The sequence below is a fragment of the Levilactobacillus senmaizukei DSM 21775 = NBRC 103853 genome (assembly GCF_001592085.1).
GTDB lineage: Bacteria > Bacillota > Bacilli > Lactobacillales > Lactobacillaceae > Levilactobacillus > Levilactobacillus senmaizukei.
The window spans coordinates 1-25,657 of sequence record NZ_BCWD01000004.1; the positions used below are offsets into that span (position 1 = coordinate 1).

Here is a 25,657-nt window from a genome sequence, read left to right on the forward strand (position 1 = left end):
TATTGGCCGACCAGAACATCGACCAATGGCAGGGCAGTTACCCTGGGACATCGGTTCTTGTTGACGATATTCACCAAGGATTCACGGTTGTCTTAGAAGAAGACAACGAAATCTTAGGAACCGCTGCGGTGATTCCGGGCGAAGACGTGAGTTACAAACAGATCGATGGTCAGTGGTTAACCAAAGATGCCCCTTATCTGGCGATTCATCGGGTGGCCGTGTCTAGTCACCATCACGGTCGTGGCTTAGCCGGCGAATTATTCCAGCGCGTCTTCGAGCAGATTGATCGGACCCAGGATATCGAGGCCATTCGGATCGATACGCATCCGGACAACCAGGCTATGCAACACATTATCAAAAAGAACGGTTTCACCGAGACCGGCATGGTTAAGTTGTTAGGGATGGATTTGGACAACGTCAGGGATTTTGCCTACGAACGTTTGACCGCCAACATTAAGGCCGAACACAAGGTTCAGATCGAAGCTATTCAATAGTAGAAAACGTCATTTCGGGAACGATAACGACGGGTTCAATTAAGCCAAACCAATAGAAATAAAAATTCGACAATACTGCATGGCTCCTAGGGAAGGTTAACCCTTCCAATTTTGAGGAGGCACAACAGTATTGTTTTTTTGTTGTAAAAACGTTAAGATGAAAAAAAGCGAGTGATTTACTAGCTATAAAGGATGGTGTTAGATATGCGGTTACGTAAAGCTACTATGGAAGACTTACCACACATTGAATCATTGATTGCTGATGGTCGTGATCATTTAGCGGCTCAAGGAATCGATCAGTGGCAGAAGACTTATCCTCATCAAGATGACCTGATCAAAGATATCAAGAATGGTTGGACCGTCGTCAACGTTGACGAAGAAACGGGTGAACTGCTGGGGACGTGTGCGGTTATTCCTGGACCTGACGCGACGTATGCAGAAATTGATGGACAATGGTTGACTAAGGATGCGACCTATGTGGCCGTACACCGGGTTTCCGTATCTAGAGCACATCGTGGCAAGGGCTTGACCAGCAAACTCTTCCAAGAAATTTTCGATCGGGTTGACACAATGCCGACGATTGAAAGTATTCGGATCGATACTAATGAGAAGAATACAGCTATGCAGCACATTATCATGAAAAATGGGTTCACCGCTACTGGTAAGGTAACCTTGAAGCGGGCCGATGTTTATGGCGTGAAGAATTTCGCTTACGAAAAGCTCACGGCTAACATCAAGCCAGAACACATTGTTCAAACCGAGGCTGCTCAATAAAACTAACCAGCGACATTTAAACTCATGCGATCGGTTCCCAGTGGGAGCCGATTTTTTTGTCGTTTGCGCCAATGGGGGCCGGGTTACCATAACTGACTAACGAAACTTCTAACCAACCCTAAAACAGTCTTTTCATTCACCCTAAACTCTGCCATAATGAACTTGAATTGATAGGGGGCGTGGACGGTGCAAGATCGTTTAACGGGGAGTCGGTTTTTCTTAGTAACGATTTTGAACGTGGTGATTACGGTATTTGAGTTAGTCGGCGGGTTACTGTCCGGTAGTCTGTCATTACTCTCAGATGCCTTTCATAATTTAGGGGATGCCTGTTCGGTGGTTCTGAGCTTTGTTGCCAATCGGATTGGTTGTCGCCAACAGACGGCTTCTAAGACTTACGGCTATCGACGGATCGAAATCTTAACCGCCTTATTGAACGCGGGCGTGTTGATTGTTATCTCACTGGCCCTGGTCGTTGAAGCCATTTGGCGGCTACTGCATCCGGAGCCCATCAAAGGTGACATCATGTTGGTGGTGGCCGTGGTCAGTTTTGCGGCCAACTTGGTTTCGACTTTGTTGTTGAATCATGGGGCCCAACACAATTTAAATATTCGGGCCACCTATCTCCACCTTATGAGTGATGCTTTGGCCTCGCTAGGGGTTATCCTGGGGGCCGTCTTGATTACGATTTGGCAGATTGGCTGGGTGGACCCGTTGATTACGATTCTGGTGGCGATCTACATCAGTTATGAATCGTTACCGATCGTTCGGCAAACATTTTCTATTCTGATGGAGGCGGCTCCCAAACTTGATTACGATGGGATTGTTCGTGACCTTTGCCAGATTCCTGGGGTTGATGGCGTCCATCACCTACATGCTTGGTTAATCGACGAACATAACCTGGTATTTTCGGTGCATGTGAATATGGACGATCGGCGTTTGAGTGAGATTGAACCAATCTATCGGCAAATTGAACAGGTTTTAAGTGAGAAGTATGGGGTTTGTCACGTGACGATTCAGGCAGAGTGTCATCGTGGTGAAAACGAAGATTTATTTTATCAACAAAACGATTGGCACTAGAACAATTTGGTCGTATCATTGGACCAGTGAATTTATAATGAGGTGAATGCGTCATGACTCCGATGAAGGAGGATTATTTAAAAATTATTTTTGAGCTGGGTGGCAAACAAAAGAAAGTCTCTAACAAACAGATTGCCATCAGTTTGAATATTGCCGCGGGTTCGGTGACCGAAATGGTAAATAAGATGGCCACGGAGGGCTTGGTTGAACACACCCCCTATGCCGGCATTTCGCTAACGAACAAGGGGATTCGTCTCGCCGAGGATCTAGTTCGTAAGCACCGGATCTGGGAGGATTTTCTAGTGGAAAAGTTGGGTTATGATTTACCCGACGTTCACGATGAGGCCGAGGTCCTCGAACATGTGACGAGTCCGCGGTTGATTGATTCCCTGGATGATATGCTGGGCAATCCCACACACTGTCCCCACGGCGGAGTGATTCCGGACCGTTTGGGCCACTATCATGAAGACAGCCATACGGTGTTAAATGAAGCCAAGGATGGCACGGTGGTCACGGTGGACCGGTTCATCGATAATCATGATCTCCTAACTTATCTGGGGGATTTACAATTGGATATTGGCGACCAACTGAAGGTCTTGAAGCACGATCCGTTTGAAGGCCCCGTGACCGTCAAGAACTTAACGGACGATGCCGAGTTAATTGTGAGTTATAAGGCGGCACACTACATCTTTGTTAAATAGTTTCGTTTGCCACGACCGTTGATCGTCGTGGTTACTTTTTGAAAGATTGAGGGATAACGGGATGAATCGAGAGGAACATGATCAACTAATCTTACACACGGCGCTGACGGCTGGTCGGATTATGCTGGAAAATGGCTCGGAAATCGAACGGGTGGAGGATACCATGATTCGAATCGCCAAGAATGCCGGTGTCGAAGGTAGCCAGGTGTTTGTCACGATCACCGGGATTTTAATGGCCCTTAATGGTGAGTTGGGGGCACAGATCGAGCCCATCAAAAAACGTATTTTTGACCTGGAGAAGGTCTCCGTGGTTAACGACCTGTCTCGGCAGTTTGCGGTGAAGAAGATTAGCCTACAGCAGTTTGCCAATCGGTTAGACCATTTGGACAGTGAGACCAAATACTTTCCATTTTGGCTGCAGCTATTTGCCGCTGCGCTGGTCAGTGGGCCGTTGGAAGTCGTTTTTCGTCATAACCTGCCCGACTTCTGGATTACTTGTGTGATTGGGATGCTGGGTTGGTGGGTGTACTATGTTCTGAACAAATTTATTCAGATTCGTTTCTTATCCGAATTCGCTGCGTCCGCCACGATTGGCATTCTAGCGTTGGTCGGGGTGCACTACGGTTTGGGGAATAGTGTCGATGATATTATCATTGGTGGCGTGATGCCGCTGGTTCCCGGGGTGCCATTAACCAACTCGGTTCGCGATGTGTTGGCCGGAAACCTGGTGAGTGGACCGGCCCGGGGAATTGAAGCGTTGGTGAGTGCTGCGGCTATCGGTTTCGGGATCGCCATGGTCCTACAATTCTTGTGAGAGGGGCTTAATAATGACGATTACGGAATTTTTAATTGAGTCCATTGGGACTTATACCGCGACAGTTGCCTTTGGGATCCTGGTCAACATTCCCCGCAAGGCTTTAAATACCGGTGGCCTGATTGGGTTACTGGGTTACTTGATCTATCGCTTTACGGTTCTTGGCGGTGGTGGTTATGTCGTTGGCAATCTGTTGGGAGCCATGGCCATTGGTGTGGCCTCCCTGCAGTTTGCCCGCATGAAACGAATGCCGATGATTCTGTTTAACATTCCAGCACTGGTGCCGTTAGTACCCGGGGGTCAAGCGTATCAAATGATTAAGAACTTTGCCCTGGGTCAAAACACGGTGGCCTTTACCTATCTGATTCAGGTCATTATGATTGCTGGCTCGATTGCTTTTGGCTTTTTGCTGTCTGAATTGGTTAATCGAGTCCAACAACGTTTCTGGCAGCAACGGCGTTAGCGTTTATGAAATTCTTAATACTGCCTGGAATTCTAGAAATATTTAGGCAGGATGGTATACTCGTTTTTAGGGGTTTCCCAGAATCGGGTATGACGAAAGGAAAATAGAAGATAATGATGTTATTTAATCGGGATCGGGACCGGCCTTGGAAGTTTGGTCTGACAACCATTCTTTTCTTGATCGTAGCTTTTTACATAAAGACGTCGAACGCCTTCGCGGAGTTCATTGATTCGTCAATCGTTGATGTGATTCAGAAGAACCAGCCAGGTTGGAAGACCTTGCTTTACCGCGGGGTGACCATCTTAGCGGAGCCTAAGTTAGCCATTATCTGGGTGCTCGTGCTGGGGTTCTTGTTGTGGGGCTTCAAGTTTAAGATTCCCGCGCTGTGGTGCTTAGCAACCTTGGGTGGCGGGGATGTACTGGCCACCTTGGTTAAACACGTGGTCAAGCGTGCGCGACCATCGAGTCATTTGGCAATCGATGACGGCTATAGCTTTCCAAGTGGCCACGTCTTCGGTACCTTCTTACTGGTGGCGATGATCTGGTTAATCTTGGTTCCGATGTTGATGCATACCTGGCAAGCCTGGTTACTCCGGCTTATCCTGTTGTTCTGGATGGCCCTGGTGATGATTTCGCGGGTTTACCTGAACGCTCACTTCCCAACGGATACCTTGGGGGCTGTGATGCTAGGCTACTTGTGGTTGCAGTTTACTGAGGGCCTTTACATCCGATTGGCACCGGCGATGCAACACTGGCCGTTACTCAAACATTCTGAAATTTAACGCAAACACGCCTGACCACGACGATTAGTGGTCAGGCGTGTTTTTATTTTCGTTGGTTATGCTTCGGGCAATTCTTTCAGCCATTCGTGAGCGAGACTGAGCCAATGAGCGACGTGGGGTAAGGCCGTGCCAGTTTTCCAGGCGGTCACGTCATTGGCCAATGCCAGGCCGTGGGGGCCATGATGGAATAAATGCAGGTCCGTATCGACCTGATGGGCCAAAGAGGCTTGTGCGTAAGCTAAGGCATTCTGAACGGGTACCAGCGGATCGGCACTGGTGCCCCAAATGAAGGTTGGGACGTTGTCGTCGGTCACCAACTGATCGGCGGCAATGGTCGCGGGATCATTGGTCCAGTCGGCTAGGACCTGCAGGTCGTTAGGAAACCCGGCGGCCGGGGTGATGACGGGGTAACCTAGAATAACTGCCTGGGGCTTAATCTGATCCGGGGTGGTTCCGGCCGATTGGTTGAATGCCGGTTGGGCCCAACGGTCGTTGAAGAGGGCAGCGATATGGCCGCCCACCGAAAAACCAGCAACGGCAATCTGCCGGTCGTTGAGCTGCCAGTCGGCGGCATTGGCTTTCAGCAACGCCATACTCTTAGCTAATTCAATCATGGGTGTCGGTAGTAACGGGGTCACTTCGCCGACAAAGCTGTAGCGTAGATAGAAGGCTTGGTACCCTTGGGAAAACCAGGCCATGGCGAGGTCCTCGGCCTGTTGTTCGGGAATGTGAGTATAGGAGCCTCCCGGCACAATGATGATGGCCGGGTAGGCCTTATGCGTCTCGTTGGCCCGTAGATAGCCCTTGAGGTAGGCGGACGAGTCTGCGGCTAGTTTTTTTGTGATTATTTCCAATTGCGAAACCTCCCAAAATAAGTCATGATGAACCTATAAAGTATTGTACCGCAGATAAGACTGCGGCGGGAAAGGGATGACTGGGCATGAATGTTGTCATTGAAACTGAACGGTTGGTCTTGCGGCCGTTAACAGTGGGAGACTTGAGCGTATATCAGCGGTTGGTGGCTGATCCAACGGTGGCCGTACCGGCTGGATTACCACTGCAAGCATCCGCGGCTCGGACGACCGATTGGTTTAAGGCCGACCGGGAAAACCGCTTTGCCTTTGGTTTGGTTGCCAAGCAGACCAATCAACTAGTGGGAACTTTAATTTTCTATGAACATTTTGATCCCGAGAATATCGATACCGCCTCGTATGACCTCGGATTTTTATTGGATCCGGCGTATTGGGGTCAAGGACTGATGCCGGAAGCGATTGCGGGCTGTCTGCAACGGGTGGCGAATGATGGTGATCAAGCGACGACGACCTTCTGGGCCACCTGCCGAGTTGACAACGATCGGTCACGCCGAGTATTAGAAAAATTAGCTTTCCAAACGATCAACGAACATTTACTGCCAATGAACGAAGCGAGTTCTGGACTGGTACAACAGGCTTTGTTGCGACTAGACCTGACCAAGCAGCAAAAAAATTAACTCTAATCGCAATTTAATGTTGCAATGTTTCGGGTGGATGGTATACTACTAGGTATCGAATAGAAGAGGTGCGGTCAACATCAGTCGCTTTCCCAAGGTGGGTATCACCGAGGCGGGAAAGTAAAAGGGGCGATCGCCGAAACTTGGAAGTGACTACCTAACTTCCAGGTTGGGCCCTGGTTCAACAGATCAGGGACTGTCGCAGCCAAATAGGTTGCGGGGCGCTTTCAACGATATTGACTTGGAATAATGAATTTTCCAATCTCTTTCGCAAAGCAATTTGTGGAGGAGATTTTTTAGTTCTTCGGGTCGTTTCGAGAAGGTCCTTCTAAATAAGAAGGAGGAAACATTTTATGGAACAAAGCATGTCAAACGCAACAACCAGCGAGGCCTCAGATCAGGTTAAGCGGGGACTCAAGACGCGACACGTATCGATGATTGCGTTAGGTGGCTGTATCGGGACTGGATTATTCGTTGCTAGTGGGTCGGCTATTTCAAGCGCCGGGCCTGGTGGGGCACTCGTTGCTTACATCGGCATGGGGCTCATGGTTTACTTCCTGATGACTAGTCTGGGTGAAATGGCTACCAACATGCCGATTTCAGGTTCTTTCGCTGCATACTCAGCCAAGTACGTTGATCCGGCTTTAGGGTTTGCAATGGGATGGAACTATTGGTTTAACTGGGCCATTACGGTGGCTGTTGATATTTCAACCGCTGCATTGGTTATGAAGTTCTGGTTACCTGGCGTTCCCGGTTGGATTTGGAGCTTGATTGCGCTGGTTGTGGTCTTCACAATTAACGCACTCTCCGTTCAAGCCTTTGGGGAGACCGAGTTCTGGATGTCACTGATCAAGGTTGTCACTATCTTTGTCTTCTTGGCGGTTGGATTGATGACCATTCTGGGGATCATGGGTGGTCATGCCACCGGGTTAGAGAACTTCACGTACAAGAAGGCCCCATTCGTTGGCGGATTCCCCGCGATCTTAAGTGTCTTCGTGGTGGCTGGGTTCTCGTTCCAAGGGACTGAATTAGTCGGGATCACTGCCGGTGAGTCTCAAGACCCACAACACAGTGTGCCCAAGGCCATTAACCAAGTCTTCTGGCGGATTATTTTATTTTACATTTTAGCTATCTTTGTGATTGCCGCCGTATTACCTTACACGAGTCCTGACTTATTAGGTTCTTCTGCCAGCGACGTTGCCATTAGTCCATTTACGTTAGTCTTCAGACGGGCCGGGTTAGCCGCTGCCGCTAGTGTCATGAACGCCGTTATCTTGACGTCGGTTATCTCAGCGGCCAATTCAGGGATGTACGCTTCCACCCGGATGCTGTACTCCTTATCAAAGGAAGGTTATGCACCTAAGTTCTTTGAACGGACAGGGCATAACGGGATTCCATATCCAGCATTGTTTGCAACGACCATCGTGGCGGCCTTGACCTTCGTCAGCAGTATTGCCGGTCCTAAGATTTACATGTGGCTAGTGGCTGCTAGTGGCTTAACGGGGTTCATTGCTTGGTTCGGGATTGCCTTGTCACATTTCCGGTTCCGTCGGGCATTCATCAAGCAAGGACATAAATTATCTGAATTGGCTTATCACGCAAAGTGGTTCCCAATTGGACCAATCTTGGCCTTAGTTCTCTGTATCGCTGTGATCGTTGGGCAAGACCCACAATCATTCTTCACCGGTCAATGGGAGCAGGTCTTGGTTACCTACATCAGTGTGCCATTAGTTTTGGTGCTCTATATCGGGTACAAGATTAAGAAGCATACCAAGTTGATACCCTTAGATGAAGTTGATGTTTCGCCCGTTCATAAAGACGGAACGTTAAAGGAACATGCGTCAAACGATTAAACTAAAATTGTGTGGGCGATTTTAAATAAATAATAGGGCGGCGACTGGTCGAGGAAACTTGGCTGGTCGCCGTTTGTGTGTCGAGCAATGGCCAGAAGCGACAAACTGCTGAGGAGAAATCCCCCACGACATATTGTCTTTTGCTGGTCAGGTTGGTACAATATGTGGTGTTGAAATTTTGACCGAGAAGATCTCGGTGTTTCAGTAAATAAAGGAGAGATTGCATGCTTGTACTATCCGGAACCATTGGCGCTGGCAAAACAAGTCTTACGAACTTGTTGGCCGACCACTTACACAAACCAGCCTTTTATGAATCGGTGGATGATAACAAAATCCTGCCGCTCTTCTACCAAAATCCGCAAAAGTATGCTTTCTTATTGCAGATCTACTTTTTGAACAAACGACTGGACAATATTAAGGCCGCTAACGCGGATGACGAAAGTGTCCTTGACCGTTCAATCTTCGAAGATTCGTTACTCTTCCATTTGAACGCCGACCTTGGTCGGGCAACTTCGACTGAAGTCGATATCTACGACTCTCTCCTGGCTAACATGATGCAAGAACTTCCGGATGCCGTTCATAAGAAGAATCCGGATCTCTTAATCCACATCAACATTTCTTTCGATACAATGTTAGAACGAATCAAGAAGCGCGGGCGTTCATACGAACAGGTCGATCACGACCCAAGTTTGTATGAATACTATCAAAAACTGGATCAACGCTACGTTAAGTGGTACGACGAATATGACAAGTCACCAAAGATGCAGATCGATGGGGACAAGTTAGACTTCGTTGAAGATTCCACAGCGCGTCAAGAGGTCTTACACTTAATTGATGAAAAGATTGCCACGCTTTAGTTAACGGTTGTCACAATTTGTTAACTGCGGTATGATAGGCACAATTAATAAACACGAGTGGTACCTAACTAAGTAGACGGACAGAGAAGCGGGGGAGCTGTGAACCGCGACGTCGAAAATTCCAGTACTGACAAACGTGGGTGGGTAATGCCACACGGTGCAAACCGTTATCATGTTCAAGGGTGTGACTGGGTGGTCCAGGCACGAACTTGGGTGGTACCGCGAAGGTCTTCGTCCCATGTGACGTAGGCCTTTTTTGGATCCATCCGACTAGTTGAAAGGGGAATAAACCATGTTAGATTTAAAGTTGATTCGTCAAGAACCAGATTTCATTAAGGAAAAGTTAGCGACTCGCGGGGTCGACCCACAGGATATCGATGATCTGCTGGGCTTAGATGCCAAGCGACGGGAATTAATTGTTAAGAGTGAAACCATGAAGGCTCAGCGCAACACGGTGTCGGATGAAATTTCTCAGTTGAAACGGCATAAAGAAAATGCTGACGACAAGATTACTGAAATGCGGCAGGTTAGCGCCGACATCAAGGACATTGACGCCCAGCTAGATACCTTGAAGGAGAAGGTTCACGACGCGGCGGCTCACTTGCCTAACATTCCTAATGACAACGTTCCGGTTGGCTTGACGGAAGACGGTAGTGTTGAGATTCGCCAGTGGGGCGAGAAGCCTAATTTGGACTTTACCCCTAAGGCCCACTATGAATTAGGTGAGGACCTGGGCATCTTGGATTTCGAAGCGGGTGCTAAGGTTTCTGGCAGTCGTTATCTGTACTATCTCGGGCTGGGCGCTCGCTTGGAACGGGCCGTCTACAACTTCTTCTTGGATGAAAACACCAAGGCCGGCTTCACGGAAGTCTTGCCACCATACATTGTCAACGACGACTCCATGTATGGAACCGGGCAATTTCCTAAGTTTAAGGAAGACGTTTATCAATTGAAGGATGAACCCATGACCCTGATCCCAACGGCCGAAGTGCCATTGGTGAACTACTACCGTGACGAAGTCATTCCGGAAGAAAAGTTGCCAGTCTGGTTCACCGCTTTGACGCCAGCCTTTCGTTCCGAAGCCGGAAGTGCCGGTCGGGATACTCGTGGACTGATTCGGTTACATCAATTTAACAAGGTTGAAATGGTGAAGTTCTGTAAACCAGAAAATTCATGGGATGAGTTAGAGGCCTTGACTAAGCACGCTGAGAGCTTGTTACAGAAGCTTGGGCTGGCTTACCATGTGATTACGCTGACGACCAGTGACATGAGCTTTACGGCCGCTATGACGCATGACCTCGAGGTTTGGTTCCCAGAACAAAACACGTACCGGGAGATTTCCAGTTGTTCGAACACCACCGACTTCCAAGCACGGCGGGCACATATTCAATATCGTGACGAGAACGGTAAGCTACAATACGTTCACGCGTTGAATGGGTCCGGGTTAGCCGTTGGTCGGGCTGTGGCTGCCATTCTGGAAAATTACCAAAATGCCGATGGTTCAGTCACGATTCCCGATGTCTTAGTGCCATACATGGGCGGCGTCACCAAGATTACCAAATAATTAAATGAATTTTCTAAGGAGTCTGGGCTAACCACCCAGGCTCTATTTGTATGCTCGGTTATATCGTCGAAACGGGTGTTGTCACCCAGCTGGCCCCGCATAAAACTGATCACTCAGCCGTTCCAAACCAGGATTAATCGGCTAATGCCAGCAGGCTCTCCGGTTAAGCGTCGGCCACCCCACACTTTTTTCACTGAACCGGGAATAAGGAGCCTAAAAAACTGATTTAACAAACTTTTTTTTAAAAAGGCCTAGCAATTTTGGAAAAGGTACGCTACAATATTAAATGTTGCTGAAAGAGTAGTTATTCAGTTCACGGATATTTATTCAAGATATTCAAAAAAACTAGTTGACAACTTTTTCTCAGCATGGTAAATTATAATAGTTGTTTCGAGCGGTGTTACGGCAACGCACGGAAGTTTATGGAGGATTAGCTCAGTTGGGAGAGCGTCTGCCTTACAAGCAGAGGGTCACAGGTTCGAGCCCTGTATCCTCCATTGGGACCCAGGTCCCTGGCGTTAGTTCGCCAAGTTGCAGGTGTGGCGGAACTGGCAGACGCGCTAGATTTAGGTTCTAGTGTCTTATGACGTGGGGGTTCGAGTCCCTTCACCTGCATAATCGAATATTGCAAAATATATTCAAAGTATATTTTGCCGACTTAGCTCAGTTGGCAGAGCATCTCACTAGTAATGAGGAGGTCGGAGGTTCGAATCCTCTAGTCGGCATGGTTCCAATAACCAAATAGCCAATTTGCGGAAGTAGTTCAGTGGTAGAACATCACCTTGCCATGGTGGGGGTCGCGGGTTCGAATCCCGTCTTCCGCTTTTGCCCTTTTGCCGGGGTGGCGGAATTGGCAGACGCACAGGACTTAAAATCCTGCGGTCAGTGATGACCGTACCGGTTCGATCCCGGTCCTCGGCATTTAATTTAATAATAATTATGCACCCATAGCGCAACTGGATAGAGTGTCTGACTACGAATCAGAAGGTTGTAGGTTCGACTCCTACTGGGTGCATTTTTGTTGCTTATAGTTTCTATGGGCAATTATTTCGGGAAGTAGCTCAGCTTGGTAGAGCACCTGGTTTGGGACCAGGGGGTCGCAGGTTCGAATCCTGTCTTCCCGATTACTGATCTGTCAGTGATCGGTGATTAGCTATTTCGGGAAGTAGCTCAGCTTGGTAGAGCACCACGTTCGGGACGTGGGGGTCGCAAGTTCAAATCTTGTCTTCCCGATTTTTTAATCCTTATTTGACAGACAAATTCAGATATACCGTTTCTCCTTACTTATCGTTTGGAGGACGGTATTTTTTTTGTTATGATAGTTAACCGGACCTTCTCAAGCGTTCGCAACCTAATCCGTTGCAATTTTTTGGGAAGTTCGTATAATATTAGTCAACATTAGTCAAGAAACTGGACTGAAGGGGGGACGATAATGGAAAATCAAAATATTTCGGATATTATTGAGTCTTACCTGAAGCAGATTTTGGCTGATTCTCAGCAAGTCGAAATTCGCCGGGCAGAAATTGCTAACCAGTTTAACGTCGTACCTTCACAGATTAACTATGTGATTAAGACCCGCTTTACGATTCAAGACGGTTACGTTGTGGAAAGTAAGCGTGGTGGTGGCGGATATATTAGAATCGAAAAAGTTAAACTTCTAGACAATTTAGACTTTATCGATTCACTGGTAACGGCAGTTGGTGACCAAATTACGCGTCACGATGGACTGGCGGTTATTCGAAGCTTGTTTGAAGCCGGGGCTATTAATCGCCGCGAGAGTAATATTATTCTGGCGGCCATTGATAAGACAGCCATTAATACCGGTAATGTAGAAGTTGATGAACGCTTAAGAGCGCAGATCTTGATTTCAATTTTGAATCATCTTCGTTACGAGAGCTAAGAAAGTGAGGAGTTGCAGATGGATAACTTATTTACGCCTAGCGCCAAGAATGTCCTCGAACTGGCACAGGAACAGGCAAAGTATTTCAAGCACCAAGCGGTCGGCACGGAACATTTACTGCTAGCCCTCACCATTGAAGAAAATGGCATCGCCAATAAAGTCTTGCAGCAATTTTCAGTTAGTGATGATGATGTGCGGGAGGAAATCGAACGGTTTACCGGTTACGGAACATTGACTGGAACGACCAAGGATAGTTATCTCCCTTATTCGCCTAAGGCTAAGTCCATGTTAGCCTTAGCTGGTGATGAGGCCAAAAGATTGGGTGCCACTAAGATTGGCACGGAACACCTATTGTTGGCTTTACTAAGTGATGAAACCGTACTGTCTTCACGGATTTTAAAGAACTTAAATGTTGAATTGACCGATGCTCGTAAAGTGGTTCTTCGTAAGCTGGGGATTTCCGATACACCCAAGCGCCGTAACGACCCTCGTTCACGGCGAGCTGCTGCGGGTGGTACCCCAACCCTGGATTCCTTAGCCCGTAATCTGACGGATGCCGCTAAGGAAGGTCGGATGGACCCAACGGTGGGACGTGACAAGGAAGTCAAGCGGGTCATTCAAATTCTGAGTCGGCGGACCAAGAACAATCCTGTGTTAATTGGTGAACCAGGGGTTGGGAAAACGGCCATTGCGGAAGGCTTAGCCCAACGTATTGTGAATGGTGATGTGCCGGAAGATATGCAGAACAAGCGGCTAATGATGCTCGATATGGGTTCCTTGGTTGCTGGGACGAAGTATCGTGGTGAATTCGAAGACCGGTTGAAGAAGGTTATCGAAGAAATTTACAACGATGGTCACGTCATTCTCTTCATCGATGAACTGCACACCTTAATCGGTGCCGGTGGTGCCGAAGGGGCAATTGATGCTTCGAACATCTTGAAGCCAGCCTTGGCGCGGGGAGAACTCCAAACCATTGGGGCAACGACTTTGGATGAATATCAAAAGTATATTGAATCTGACGCAGCGTTAGAACGGCGGTTTGCGACGGTCCAAGTTGATGAACCAACACCAGATGAAGCCTTGGAAATTTTGAAAGGCTTGCGGTCACGGTATGAAGACCATCATCACGTCAACATTACCGATGACGCATTGAACCAGGCCGTTAAGTTGTCCGCTCGCTACATTAGTGAACGGTATCTGCCGGACAAGGCAATTGACCTGATGGATGAAGCGTCTGCGAAGGTGCGGATTGACCAAATGGACAAGCCAACGGCGGCCTCCAAGCAAAGTGATGAGCTCGACCAATTGGCTGCGGCTAAGGAAGCGGCCATTGATTCCCAAGATTTCGAACGTGCGGCGCAATTGCGTACGGAAGAAATGAAGTTACGGGACAAGATTGAAGCACGGAAGGCTCGCCAAGCGGCTGCAGCCGAGAAGGAACCTAACCATCATTACACGATGGACGTCACGGGTGAAGATGTGGCCGAAGTTGTGGCTGAATGGACCGGTGTACCTTTAACGCAATTGAAGCAAACGGATGCGGACCGTCTGGTTAACCTGGAAAAGATTCTGCATCAACGAGTTATTGGCCAAGAAGAGGCCGTTTCCGCGGTTTCCCGAGCTATTCGTCGGGCACGGTCGGGTCTGAAGGATCCGAACCGTCCAATTGGTTCATTCATGTTCCTAGGACCGACTGGGGTTGGGAAGACCGAATTAGCTAAGGCTTTGGCCGAAGCCATGTTTGGGTCTGAAGACAACATGATCCGGGTAGACATGAGTGAATATATGGAAAAATACTCCACTAGTCGTCTGATTGGGTCCGCTCCCGGTTATGTGGGCTACGAAGAAGGGGGCCAATTGACCGAAAAGGTTCGTAACAAGCCTTACTCGGTTGTGCTCTTTGACGAAGTTGAAAAGGCCCATCCAGATGTCTTCAACATTCTGTTACAAGTCTTGGACGATGGCTACCTAACCGACTCCAAGGGTCGCAAGGTGGACTTCAGAAATACCATCCTCATCATGACATCGAACCTGGGGGCCACGAAGCTCAGAGATGAAAAGACGGTTGGGTTTGGTGCCGAAGACCTGGCTAACAGTTACCGGGCAATGGCTGCCACGATCCGAGAGACCTTGAAGCAATCCTTCCGGCCTGAATTCTTGAACCGGATTGATGAAACGGTCATCTTCCATTCCTTGAAGAAGGATGAACTTCATGAAATTGTGAAGTTAATGGCTAAGGACATTGTCACGCGAGTTGCCGACCAAGATATTCACTTGAAGATTACGCCAGCAGCCATCGATGTCGTTGCAAAGGCGGGCTTCGATCCTGAATATGGGGCACGACCAATTCGTCGGGCTTTGCAAACGCAGGTTGAAGATAAGCTGAGTGAAGAAATGCTTGGCGGACATGTTAAGGCCAATGACTTTGTCACGGTTGGGGCTTCTAAGGGTGAAATCACGATTAGTGTGAAGAACGCCAAGGAACCCGAAACGGTTGCGAGTCACTAATAATCAATAATGCAACGAGTCCGGACTAAATCGGACTCGTTTTTTGTGTTTTCAGTAAAGATCTAAGCAGTGGTCTAGCTGGCGATAAACGACTATGGTAAACTTAATTTACAAACAGTTTGAAAGGACGGCAACTATGAAGCGTGAAGAACAACTATCTCAGACTCATGCGGCCATTTTGGACGCGGCCAGTCGGCAATTCTTGGCACAAGGGTATCAAGGAACCTCGACTCGAGATATTGCCAAAGAAGTCGGCATTACTCAACCGGCTTTGTATCACCACTTCAGTGATAAAGAGATCATTTATCTTGAGGTGATTAAGCAGGTCGGGGCCACGGTTCGTGAGGGAATTAACGCGGCGGTCAAGCAAATTAAAGCTTCTGACGTGTCTGACCCGGTAGCGGCCCTGACGACGGTTACTGAGGTCCTGACGACCGCACATCCACGAGATGTTTTCACGGTAATTCATGGGAGTTTCAAGTATTTGAAGCCCGAGAATCAACATGCCTTGGGGCAGGTCTTCATGCAGGACTACTTATTACCGCTTCAAAAGGTCTTCGAGCTTCCGGTTATGTCACTGCGAGAGGGGCTGCCGGCCAAGGACGCAGCTGCCTTTTATCTGACCAGCTTGAGTCCATTGTTCAATACGTTTCACCATGTGGGACCGGCAGATGCCGATCAGCATGAACAGACGCTAGCATTGGTTCGGCTAATTTTGTTTGGCGTAGCCGTAGAAAAGTAGGTCGTCCCTATTGACTTTGGCTTGGTAATTTAGTACTATATTATTCGTATGCAACTGTGAACTGAAATTGGCCGCGACGATCTATTGTCCGCCGCAACCGTTATAAGATGCCAAAAGCAAACAACTTGTTTGTTTTTGGATTTTTTTTGCTAAAAATTCGGAATTTGTGCAATTTGTAATCGAATTGTAACATTGAGTTTTTAGCCAGTCACAGAATAAATAGGAGAGGTGAACAACTTGGCAGGACACTTAGTTAAATACGGGAAACACCGTACACGCCGGAGCTATTCGCGGATCAAGGAAGTTCTTGACTTACCTAACTTGATCGAGATTCAAACCAATTCCTACAACTGGTTCCTCGATGAAGGTTTACGCGACATGTTCGACGACATCATGCCAATCGAAGATTTTCAAGGAAACCTTTCGTTAGAATTCGTTGATTATCAACTACTAGAACCCAAATACACGGTCGATGAAGCCCGTGAGCACGATGCAAACTATTCAGCACCACTGCATGTGACTCTACGCTTGACGAACCATGAAACGGGCGAAATTAAATCGCAAGATGTTTTCTTTGGTGACTTCCCACTGATGACGGCCCAAGGGACCTTTATCATTAACGGGGCAGAACGGGTAATTGTTTCTCAATTAGTCCGGTCACCAGGGGTTTACTTTAATGAAGATACTGATAAAAACGGTCGGACGGTCTTTGGCGCAACGGTTATTCCTAACCGTGGGGCTTGGCTGGAATTCGAAACCGATGCTAAGAACGTTTCTTATGTTCGGATTGACCGGACTCGTAAGATCCCAATGACCGAATTAGTTCGGGCATTAGGGTTTGGTTCCGACGATGAAATCTTAGATATCTTAGGGGATAACGAAAGTCTTTCCCAAACCTTGGAAAAGGATATTCACAAGAATACCGATGACTCCCGGGTCGAAGAATCTTTGAAGGACATCTACGAACGCCTACGTCCAGGTGAACCTAAGACGGCCGACTCTTCACGGAGTCTGTTGACTGCTCGGTTCTTTGATCCCAAGCGCTACGACATGGCCCCAGTTGGTCGTTACAAGACTAACAAGAAGTTGAGCCTGAAGACGCGTCTGTTAGGCCTGACCTTGGCGGAAACCTTAGCTGACCCAGATACTGGTGAAGTTATTGCGCAAAAGGGAACGGTCGTTGACAAGGATGTTATGAAGACCTTGGCACCATACCTGGACCAAGAAGACTTCAAGATGGTGACTTTCCAACCTTCCGATGAAGCCGTTGTAACGGAACCCTTGAAGTTACAAATCATTAAGGTTGAATCACCTGACGATCCTGAACAAGAAGTCCCAGTGATTGGGAACGGTAATATTGATATCAAGCTGAAGCACATTCGCCCAGCCGACATCATCGCTTCCATGAACTACTTCTTTGATTTACAAATTGGCATTGGCAATACCGATGACATTGACCACTTGGGTAACCGGCGGATTCGTTCCGTGGGTGAACTTCTGCAAAACCAATTCCGGATCGGGTTATCTCGGATGGAACGGGTTGTACGTGAACGGATGTCCATTCAGGATGCTGCGACGGTAACGCCACAACAACTGATTAACATTCGACCAGTGGTTGCCTCAATCAAGGAATTCTTTGGTTCTTCACAACTGTCACAATTCATGGATCAAACCAACCCATTGGGTGAATTAACGCATAAGCGTCGGTTATCTGCCCTTGGGCCTGGTGGTTTGACTCGTGACCGGGCCGGTTATGAAGTCCGGGACGTTCACTACACCCACTACGGTCGGATGTGCCCCATTGAAACGCCTGAAGGTCCTAACATTGGTTTGATTAACAGTCTTTCCAGTTACGCCCGGGTTAACAAGTATGGTTTCATTGAAACGCCATACCGTCGTGTTTCATGGGATACCCACAAGGTTACCGACAAGATCGATTACCTGACGGCTGATGAAGAAGATAACTATGTTGTTGCTCAAGCCAACACGCCATTGAACGATGACGGTTCATTTGCAACCGACACCATCATGGCCCGTGCTGAAGCTGATAACATTGAAACCAGCGCTGACCGAATTGACTACATGGACGTTTCGCCTAAGCAAGTTGTTGCCGTGGCCACTGCATGTATTCCTTTCTTGGAAAACGACGACTCCAACCGGGCCTTGATGGGTGCGAACATGCAACGTCAAGCCGTGCCTTTGTTGGACCCACACGCCCCATTAATCGGGACTGGGATTGAATACAAGGCTGCCCATGACTCTGGGGTCGCTTTGATCAGTCAACACGAAGGTTCCGTTGAATACGTCGATGCTCGTGAAATTCGGGTTCGTCGTGAAGACGGTGCTTTAGACACTTACAAGCTGATGAAGTTCCGCCGTTCTAACGGTGGTAAGAACTACAACCAACGTCCAATCGTTAAGGTTGGCGACCACGTCGATAACGATGAGGTCTTGGCTGATGGTCCTTCAATGGAAAATGGTGAATTGGCCTTAGGTCAAAACCCATTGGTTGCCTTCATGACTTGGCAAGGTTATAACTTCGAAGATGCCATCGCCATTAACGAACGTTTGGTTCGTGACGATGTCTACACGTCCATTCATATTGAAGAATATGAATCTGAAGCACGTGACACGAAGTTAGGGCCTGAAGAAATGACGCGTGAAATCCCTAACGTTGGGGAAGACGCCTTGAAGAACTTGGACGAAGACGGAATTATCCGGATTGGTGCCGAAGTTCAAGACGGCGACATCTTAGTGGGTAAGGTAACGCCTAAGGGAGTTACGGAATTATCTGCTGAAGAACGTTTACTCCATGCTATCTTTGGTGAAAAGGCCCGTGAAGTGCGGGATACTTCCCTGAAGGTTCCACACGGTGGTGGCGGGATTATCCAGGACGTTAAGATCTTCACACGTGAAAACGGTGATGAACTTTCTCCTGGTGTTAACATGATGGTTCGAGTTTATATTGCTCAAAAGCGTAAGCTCCAAGTTGGTGACAAGATGTCCGGGCGGCATGGTAACAAGGGGACGGTTTCCGTTGTGATCCCTGAAGAAGATATGCCATACATGCCAGACGGGACGCCAATCGACATCATGCTGAGCCCAATGGGTGTGCCTTCCCGGATGAACATCGGGCAAGTGCTCGAACTCCACTTGGGGATGGCTGCACGTAAGTTAGGTATTCACATGGCAACACCAGTCTTTGATGGTGCCCAAGATACTGACATCTGGGACGCTGTTAAGGAAGCTGGGATGGCTTCAGATGCCAAGACGGTTCTTTACGATGGCCGGACTGGTGAACCATTCGACAAGCGAGTTGCGGTTGGTGTCATGAACTACTTGAAGTTGGCCCACATGGTTGACGACAAGATGCATGCCCGTTCAATTGGACCTTACTCATTGGTTACCCAACAACCCCTCGGTGGGAAAGCACAATTTGGTGGCCAACGGTTTGGTGAAATGGAAGTCTGGGCCTTGGAAGCTTACGGTGCCGCTTATACGCTACAAGAAATCTTAACGTACAAGTCTGATGACGTGGTTGGTCGGGTTAAGACCTACGAAGCCATCGTTAAGGGCGATCCAATTCCAAAGCCTGGTGTTCCAGAATCCTTCCGTGTCTTGGTTAAGGAATTACAATCCTTAGGTCTGGACATGAAGGTCTTAAATGGTAATAAAGAAGAAATCGAACTCCGCGATATGGATGACGATGATGACGATGTTGTTAACGTGGATGCTTTGAGTAAGTATGCTCAACAACAGGAAGAGCAACGTGAAGCGCAAGCTCAGACTGATGATAGCGCCGCAGCAGCAAAGCCAGTTAAAAACGAAAGTCAACCGAACACACAAGACTAATTAATAAGGGAGGTCGCTTCTTTGGTCGATGTCAATAAGTTCGAAAGCATGCAGATCGGGCTTGCTTCACCAGATAAGATCCGTAGTTGGTCTTACGGCGAAGTCAAGAAGCCCGAAACCATCAACTACCGGACGTTGAAGCCTGAAAAAGATGGGCTGTTCGACGAGCGGATCTTTGGTCCTACTAAGGACTGGGAATGTGCTTGTGGTAAGTACAAGCGGATCCGTTACAAGGGTGTCGTTTGTGACCGTTGTGGGGTTGAAGTTACCCGTTCTAAGGTTCGTCGTGAACGGATGGGCCATATCGAATTGGCTGCTCCAGTAACTCACATCTGGTACTTTAAGGGAATCCCAAGCCGGATGGGCTTGGTTCTTGATATGAGCCCACGGGCTTTGGAAGAAATCATTTACTTTGCATCCTACGTCGTCTTAGATCCTGGTAACACGCCACTCGAAAGGAAGCAATTACTTTCCGAACGTGATTACCGTGACAAGCTCGTAGAATACGGTAGTGACGCCTTCAAGGCTGAAATGGGTGCCGAAGCCATCAAGAAATTATTGATGGCCGTAGACTTAGATAAAGAGGTCACGGAATTAAAGGAAGAGTTGAAGGAAGCTACTGGTCAAAAGCGGACGCGTGCTGTTCGTCGTTTGGACATCTTGGAAGCCTTCGTTACATCTGGTAACCGTCCCGAATGGATGGTTATGGATGCTATTCCGGTTATTCCACCTGATTTACGACCAATGGTACAACTCGAAGGTGGGCGTTTTGCAACGTCTGACCTGAACGACTTGTACCGGCGGGTTATCAACCGGAACAGCCGGTTGAAGCGTTTGTTGGACTTAAATGCTCCTGGGATTATCGTTCAAAACGAAAAGCGGATGTTACAAGAAGCCGTTGACGCCTTGATCGATAACGGTCGTCGTGGCCGTCCAGTTGCTGGTCCTGGTAACCGTCCTTTGAAGTCTCTTTCACACATGTTGAAAGGGAAGCAAGGTCGGTTCCGTCAAAACTTGTTAGGAAAGCGGGTTGACTACTCTGGTCGTTCCGTTATTGACGTTGGTCCTTCCCTCAAGTTCAACCAAATGGGCTTGCCAGTTCCAATGGCTTTGGAATTATTCCGGCCATTCATCATGAAGGAATTGGTTGCTCGTGGTTTGGCTTCTAACATCAAGAATGCCAAGCGCCAGATTGACCGTGAAGATGACGATGTCTTTAACGTTTTGGAAGATGTCATCAAGGAACACCCAGTTCTGTTAAACCGGGCCCCTACGCTTCACCGTTTAGGGATTCAAGCGTTTGAACCCGTTCTGGTTAGTGGTAAAGCTATGCGTCTTCACCCATTAGCCTGTGAAGCTTACAACGCCGATTTCGATGGGGACCAAATGGCGATCCACGTTCCGTTATCTGACGAAGCCCAAGCTGAAGCCCGTCTGCTGATGCTAGCCGCTCACCATATCCTGGCGCCTGCCAGTGGTAAGCCCGTGGTTGCACCTTCTCAAGATATGGTTATCGGGAACTACTACTTGACGATGGAAGAAACTGCTCGTGAAGGGGAAGGCATGATCTTTACCGACCTCAACGAAGCGGTTCTGGCCTACCGAAATGGTTTAGTTCACTGGCACTCACGAGTTGGGGTTCAAGTATCCTCAATGCCTGACAAACCTTTCACCGATGAACAACGTGGTAAGATTATGGTCACGGCGGTTGGAAAGTTAATCTTCAACAACATTTTGCCAAAATCATTCCCATACCTGAACGAACCAACGAGTACGAACTTGAACGGTTACGTTCCGGACAAGTACTTCTTGGATGCTGGTGAAGATATCCATGATTACTTGCAAAATGCAACGTTGATTGGCCCATTCAAGAAGGGATTCTTGAGTGATATCATCGCCGCCGTTTACCAACAATACAAGGTTACGGCTACTTCAGAATTGTTGGACCGGATCAAGGACCTAGGTTACAACGAGTCAACGAAGTCTGGTTTGACGGTCGGGATTTCCGATGTGACTGACTTGAAAGAAAAGCCAGAAATCATTGACGAAGCCCACAAGCAAGTTAAGACCGTGACGAAGCAATTCCGTCGTGGACTGATTACCGACCACGAACGTTACGAACGGGTTATTGGTATCTGGAACGATGCCAAGGACGACATTCAAAACGCCTTGATTCATAGCTTCGAGCAACAGAACCCAATCTTTATGATGAGTGATTCTGGTGCCCGGGGGAACATTTCCAACTTTACGCAACTTGCCGGGATGCGTGGCTTGATGGCCGCTCCTAGTGGTGACATCATGGAGCTGCCTATCACGTCTAACTTCCGTGAGGGACTGACGGTTATGGAAATGTTCATTTCGACCCACGGTGCTCGTAAAGGGATGACCGATACGGCGCTGAAGACTGCCAACTCAGGTTACTTGACTCGGCGGTTGGTCGATGTTGCCCAAGACGTTATCATTCGTGAAAAGGATTGTGGGACTGACCGTGGTTTGACGATTCGGGCCATTACCGATGGTAACGAAATGATTGAACCACTCTACGACCGGATCTTGGGCCGTTACACGCAGAAGTCGGTGGTTGACCCACAAACTGGCGATGTGATTGTTTCTAAGAACCAAATGATTGTGGAAGACACTGCTCAACAAATTGTCGATGCTGGTGTTGAAGAAGTCACGATCCGTTCCGCCTTTACTTGCAACACGGAACACGGTGTTTGTGAGCATTGTTACGGCCGGAACATGGCTACTGGTGACGAAGTTGAAGTTGGTGAAGCCGTTGGTACGGTTGCCGCTCAATCTATCGGTGAACCAGGGACCCAATTGACCATGCGGAACTTCCATACCGGTGGTGTTGCCGGGAACGAAGATATTACCCAAGGGCTTCCTCGTGTTCAAGAATTATTTGAATCTCGGAACCCTAAAGGTAAAGCTGAAATTACTGAAGTTACTGGGACGGTTGAATCAATCGAAGAAAACCCAGCTGAACGGACGAAGGAAGTTACCATTAAGGGTGAGGCTGACACTCGGAGTTACACGTTACCAATCACGGCCCGTATGCGGGTCACTGAAGGTGACTTTATCCACCGTGGTGCTGCCTTGAACTATGGGTCTGTCGATCCTAAGGAACTTCTTCGTGTTCGCGATGTCTTGTCTACTGAAACTTACATCTTGGGTGAAGTTCAACGAGTTTACCGGATGCAAGGTGTTGCTATCAGTGATAAGCACGTTGAAATCATGGTTCGGCAAATGTTACGTAAGGTTCGGATCATGGATCCGGGCGATACGGACGTTCTGCCTGGTACCTTGATGGATATTCAAGACTTCCGTCGTGCAAACTACCAGACGTTGATCGATGGTGGCATTGCTGCTACCGCTCGTCCTGTTATCTTGGGGATTACCAAGGCTGCCTTGGAAACAAACAGTTTCTTATCAGCCGCATCCTTCCAAGAAACAACTCGTGTCTTGACCGATGCTGCTATTCGGGGCAAGAACGACCCATTGGTTGGTTTGAAGGAAAACGTTATTATTGGGAAGATCATTCCTGCCGGGACTGGGATGCCAGATTACCGTCAGATCAAGCCCAAAGAAGTTGGCGGTACGTCAACCGAAGGCGTTTACTCCATCAGCGACTTAGAGAAGCAAATGCAAGAAGATTCACAAATTTAATCGCAACCGTGGTTAAAGTTCAAAAGAACCCGCCATTTGGTGGGTTCTTTTTTGTTTGCTCATAGCCACCACATGATGGCGCTCAGGGTTAGCCAGGGAATGAAGGCCTGCCGTCGCTGGTTATTGCCATGTGTGACCAAAGCCATTAAACATGCTGAAGCAAGCCAGGGTCCAAGCATTTCAAGGCCGAAAATTAGTGTATATTGCAGAATCAGGTCGACATCGCCATCACCTAGCAGTGGGTGAGACCAGTGTTGCCAAGCAAAGTGGCCGATGGTGGTGAACAGGACTAGGGTGAGGAATAATGGTGGCCGATCACCGACGCTGAGATACAAGCCCATATAGCTAATCCAGCCAGGGAAGGTGAGGGAGACTCGGTCACACAGTGCCGCGTAACTCCACATGATCAGCCAGGTTACAACCAACAAGCTATGGCTATTCCCGATGGTGGTTGCCAGGATGCCGATGGTGACCTCCACGAACAGACTGATTGGACTTAGACGGGTCTTGCAGTAAAAGCAGCGGCCGCGAAGAGCGATAAAACTGACGATTGGCCAGAGTTGCCAGTGGGGGAGAGCTTGATGACAAATATCACAGTGAGAACGGGGCCACCAGGCAGATTCCCCCTGCGTGTAGCGAATAGCTAGGGCCATGGCGGTCGACCCCAGGCACGTTCCGTAAATAAATAAGAAAAAAGTCATCATTAGGTTCACCTCGAAGGTACCTCCGACAACGGCTCGGAATTCTTTGTGGGTAATTGCCAGAAACGGTTGTTGACAGGGCATTTCTGGCATGGTATTCTATTAAAGGTGCTTTTCGCAGACAGGTCTCGGGTATTCACTACCAGACATGCTGACTGACGGTGAGAAGGACACTTCAATTGAATCCTCTTCTGGGTGGCTTTTTTCTTTCTAGAAAAATGAACCACCTGGATGTGTGGACTTACACTCTAGAATGACTAAAGAAAGGAGGACTATTTAGATGCCTACTATCAACCAATTGGTGCGTAAAGGTCGTAAATCTAAAAGTTCTAAATCAGATGCCCCAGCTTTAAACTTCGGGTATAACAGTTTCAAGAAAGCTCAAGTTAAGAATCCAGCTCCACAAAAGCGCGGGGTTGCTACTCGTGTCGGTACCATGACGCCAAAGAAGCCTAACTCAGCTTTACGGAAATATGCACGTGTACGGTTGTCAAACTTAATTGAAGTGACTGCTTACATTCCTGGTATTGGCCACAACTTGCAAGAACATAGTGTTGTGCTTATCCGGGGCGGCCGGGTAAAGGATTTACCTGGGGTTCGTTACCACGTTATTCGTGGGGCCCTCGATACTGCCGGGGTTACTGACCGTCGTCAAGGTCGTTCCAAGTATGGGACTAAGAAGCCTAAGGGCTAGACCGAGATCGAAATTTAGGGTCGTTTGCACGGTTCCCGTCAAACGATCTGTAACAGCATTTCAAGGAGGATATTAACAATGCCTAGAAAAGGAAACGTACAAAAGCGTGAAGTCCTTCCTGATCCAATTTACAATTCAAAGTTGGTCACTCGTCTGATCAACCACACGATGATGGATGGGAAACGTGGTACTTCAACTAAAATCATTTATGGTGCATTTGACATCATTAAGAACGAAACCGGTAACGATCCAGTGGAAGTCTTCGAAGAAGCAATGAAGAACGTTATGCCAGTCTTGGAAGTTAAGGCTCGGCGTGTTGGTGGGTCAAACTACCAAGTTCCAATCGAAGTTCGTCCAGACCGTCGGACTACTTTAGGCCTTCGGTGGATGGTGCAGTATTCTCGTCTTCGTGGCGAACATACGATGGTTGAACGACTTGCTCGTGAAATCATGGATGCTGCTAACAATACGGGTGCAGCTGTTAAGAAGCGTGAAGACACTCACCGGATGGCTGATGCCAACCGTGCCTTCGCTCACTACCGTTGGTAGGAAGCACCTGTTGCACTGCGTTGCCCACAGTGTGATAAAATGTTGGAGCGGAATGTTGTTAACATTCTCGTCTCTGGCTTAAGGGAGTAATCCTTTAATCGAGAGGTGGCTACTAAATCAATATGATGATGGTAGCCACCTTTTGGCACAATCTACGATCAATTTTGAGAGGAG

General features: G+C 48.1%; 20 protein-coding genes, 8 tRNA genes and 1 riboswitch. Of the genes, 26 read left to right on the forward strand and 2 right to left on the reverse strand.

Going from position 1 to position 25,657, the window contains the following annotated elements:
• From LSE01S_RS02125 to LSE01S_RS02155, 7 genes are all read left to right on the forward strand, one after another.
• The coding region (locus LSE01S_RS02125; RefSeq protein ID WP_061775991.1) for a GNAT family N-acetyltransferase at nt 1-494 on the forward strand (494 nt) is incomplete at its 5' end.
• Between the two features lie 204 nt (nt 495-698).
• On the forward strand, nt 699-1,268 hold the full coding sequence (locus LSE01S_RS02130) for a GNAT family N-acetyltransferase (protein WP_061775992.1): 570 nt from the start codon (nt 699-701) through the stop codon (nt 1,266-1,268).
• A 186-nt stretch (nt 1,269-1,454) separates the two neighbouring features.
• Nucleotides 1,455-2,345 carry a cation diffusion facilitator family transporter gene (locus LSE01S_RS02135; RefSeq protein WP_061775993.1) on the forward strand — a complete coding sequence of 297 codons (891 nt, stop codon included), beginning with the start codon at nt 1,455-1,457 and terminating at the stop codon, nt 2,343-2,345.
• A 53-nt stretch (nt 2,346-2,398) separates the two neighbouring features.
• Entirely contained in the window at nt 2,399-3,046 is a 648-nt protein-coding gene (locus LSE01S_RS02140) for a metal-dependent transcriptional regulator (protein ID WP_061775994.1), read from the forward strand.
• Nucleotides 3,047-3,107: 61 nt separating this feature from the next.
• Complete coding sequence (locus LSE01S_RS02145; RefSeq protein ID WP_061775995.1) at nt 3,108-3,860, forward strand: threonine/serine exporter family protein; 753 nt, start codon at nt 3,108-3,110, stop codon at nt 3,858-3,860.
• A 13-nt stretch (nt 3,861-3,873) separates the two neighbouring features.
• Nucleotides 3,874-4,323: a threonine/serine exporter family protein gene (locus LSE01S_RS02150; RefSeq protein WP_061775996.1), complete on the forward strand. Its 450-nt coding sequence runs from the start codon at nt 3,874-3,876 to the stop codon at nt 4,321-4,323.
• A gap of 113 nt (nt 4,324-4,436) precedes the next feature.
• Entirely contained in the window at nt 4,437-5,105 is a 669-nt protein-coding gene (locus LSE01S_RS02155) for a phosphatase PAP2 family protein (RefSeq protein ID WP_061775997.1), read from the forward strand.
• A gap of 56 nt (nt 5,106-5,161) precedes the next feature.
• Here the strand turns inward: LSE01S_RS02155 and LSE01S_RS02160 are convergent, their stop codons facing one another.
• Nucleotides 5,162-5,959 carry a lp_1002 family arylesterase gene (locus LSE01S_RS02160; RefSeq protein WP_061775998.1) on the reverse strand — a complete coding sequence of 266 codons (798 nt, stop codon included), beginning with the start codon at nt 5,957-5,959 and terminating at the stop codon, nt 5,162-5,164.
• Between the two features lie 86 nt (nt 5,960-6,045).
• Between LSE01S_RS02160 and LSE01S_RS02165 the strand changes: the two genes are divergently transcribed.
• The 17 genes from LSE01S_RS02165 to rpoC all read left to right on the forward strand — a co-directional run bounded on the left by LSE01S_RS02165 (nt 6,046) and on the right by rpoC (nt 23,539).
• Entirely contained in the window at nt 6,046-6,594 is a 549-nt protein-coding gene (locus LSE01S_RS02165) for a GNAT family N-acetyltransferase (RefSeq protein WP_061775999.1), read from the forward strand.
• Between the two features lie 55 nt (nt 6,595-6,649).
• Nucleotides 6,650-6,829, forward strand: a riboswitch (Lysine riboswitch).
• 118 nt (nt 6,830-6,947) lie between these two features.
• Entirely contained in the window at nt 6,948-8,447 is a 1,500-nt protein-coding gene (locus tag LSE01S_RS02170; RefSeq protein WP_420843285.1) for an amino acid permease, read from the forward strand.
• Nucleotides 8,448-8,671: 224 nt separating this feature from the next.
• Entirely contained in the window at nt 8,672-9,304 is a 633-nt protein-coding gene (locus LSE01S_RS02175; protein ID WP_061776000.1) for a deoxynucleoside kinase, read from the forward strand.
• Between the two features lie 292 nt (nt 9,305-9,596).
• Nucleotides 9,597-10,868, forward strand: coding sequence for a serine--tRNA ligase (serS, locus tag LSE01S_RS02180; RefSeq protein ID WP_061776001.1), 1,272 nt, complete (start codon nt 9,597-9,599; stop codon nt 10,866-10,868).
• A 424-nt stretch (nt 10,869-11,292) separates the two neighbouring features.
• Nucleotides 11,293-11,365 (forward strand) — tRNA-Val (locus LSE01S_RS02185).
• A gap of 36 nt (nt 11,366-11,401) precedes the next feature.
• Nucleotides 11,402-11,483 (forward strand) — tRNA-Leu (locus LSE01S_RS02190).
• Nucleotides 11,484-11,520: 37 nt separating this feature from the next.
• Nucleotides 11,521-11,593 (forward strand) — tRNA-Thr (locus tag LSE01S_RS02195).
• A gap of 27 nt (nt 11,594-11,620) precedes the next feature.
• Nucleotides 11,621-11,692, forward strand: a tRNA-Gly gene (locus LSE01S_RS02200).
• A gap of 11 nt (nt 11,693-11,703) precedes the next feature.
• A tRNA-Leu gene (locus LSE01S_RS02205) sits at nt 11,704-11,789 on the forward strand.
• Nucleotides 11,790-11,809: 20 nt separating this feature from the next.
• Nucleotides 11,810-11,883, forward strand: a tRNA-Arg gene (locus LSE01S_RS02210).
• A gap of 35 nt (nt 11,884-11,918) precedes the next feature.
• Nucleotides 11,919-11,992 (forward strand) — tRNA-Pro (locus tag LSE01S_RS02215).
• A 35-nt stretch (nt 11,993-12,027) separates the two neighbouring features.
• Nucleotides 12,028-12,101, forward strand: a tRNA-Pro gene (locus LSE01S_RS02220).
• Between the two features lie 199 nt (nt 12,102-12,300).
• Nucleotides 12,301-12,768 (forward strand): CtsR family transcriptional regulator, encoded by a 468-nt coding sequence (locus LSE01S_RS02225; RefSeq protein ID WP_061776002.1) that lies wholly within the window; start codon nt 12,301-12,303, stop codon nt 12,766-12,768.
• 18 nt (nt 12,769-12,786) lie between these two features.
• Nucleotides 12,787-15,276 carry an ATP-dependent Clp protease ATP-binding subunit gene (locus tag LSE01S_RS02230; RefSeq protein ID WP_061776003.1) on the forward strand — a complete coding sequence of 830 codons (2,490 nt, stop codon included), beginning with the start codon at nt 12,787-12,789 and terminating at the stop codon, nt 15,274-15,276.
• Between the two features lie 136 nt (nt 15,277-15,412).
• Nucleotides 15,413-16,018, forward strand: a complete 606-nt coding sequence (locus tag LSE01S_RS02235; protein ID WP_061776004.1) for a TetR/AcrR family transcriptional regulator — start codon at nt 15,413-15,415, stop codon at nt 16,016-16,018.
• 228 nt (nt 16,019-16,246) lie between these two features.
• Complete coding sequence (rpoB, locus tag LSE01S_RS02240) at nt 16,247-19,870, forward strand: DNA-directed RNA polymerase subunit beta (RefSeq protein WP_061776005.1); 3,624 nt, start codon at nt 16,247-16,249, stop codon at nt 19,868-19,870.
• A gap of 21 nt (nt 19,871-19,891) precedes the next feature.
• Complete coding sequence (gene rpoC, locus LSE01S_RS02245; protein WP_061776006.1) at nt 19,892-23,539, forward strand: DNA-directed RNA polymerase subunit beta'; 3,648 nt, start codon at nt 19,892-19,894, stop codon at nt 23,537-23,539.
• A gap of 59 nt (nt 23,540-23,598) precedes the next feature.
• Here the strand turns inward: rpoC and LSE01S_RS02250 are convergent, their stop codons facing one another.
• Entirely contained in the window at nt 23,599-24,333 is a 735-nt protein-coding gene (locus tag LSE01S_RS02250) for a prepilin peptidase (RefSeq protein WP_082622300.1), read from the reverse strand.
• A gap of 187 nt (nt 24,334-24,520) precedes the next feature.
• On the opposite strand from LSE01S_RS02250, the gene rpsL reads away from it, so the two are divergent.
• Together rpsL and rpsG are read left to right on the forward strand one after the other, a co-directional pair.
• Nucleotides 24,521-24,934 (forward strand): 30S ribosomal protein S12, encoded by a 414-nt coding sequence (rpsL, locus tag LSE01S_RS02255; protein WP_061776007.1) that lies wholly within the window; start codon nt 24,521-24,523, stop codon nt 24,932-24,934.
• 78 nt (nt 24,935-25,012) lie between these two features.
• The gene (rpsG, locus tag LSE01S_RS02260) at nt 25,013-25,483 is read left to right on the forward strand and encodes a 30S ribosomal protein S7 (protein WP_020090150.1); all 471 of its coding nucleotides are present in this window, start codon (nt 25,013-25,015) and stop codon (nt 25,481-25,483) included.
• Nucleotides 25,484-25,657 lie beyond the last annotated feature (174 nt).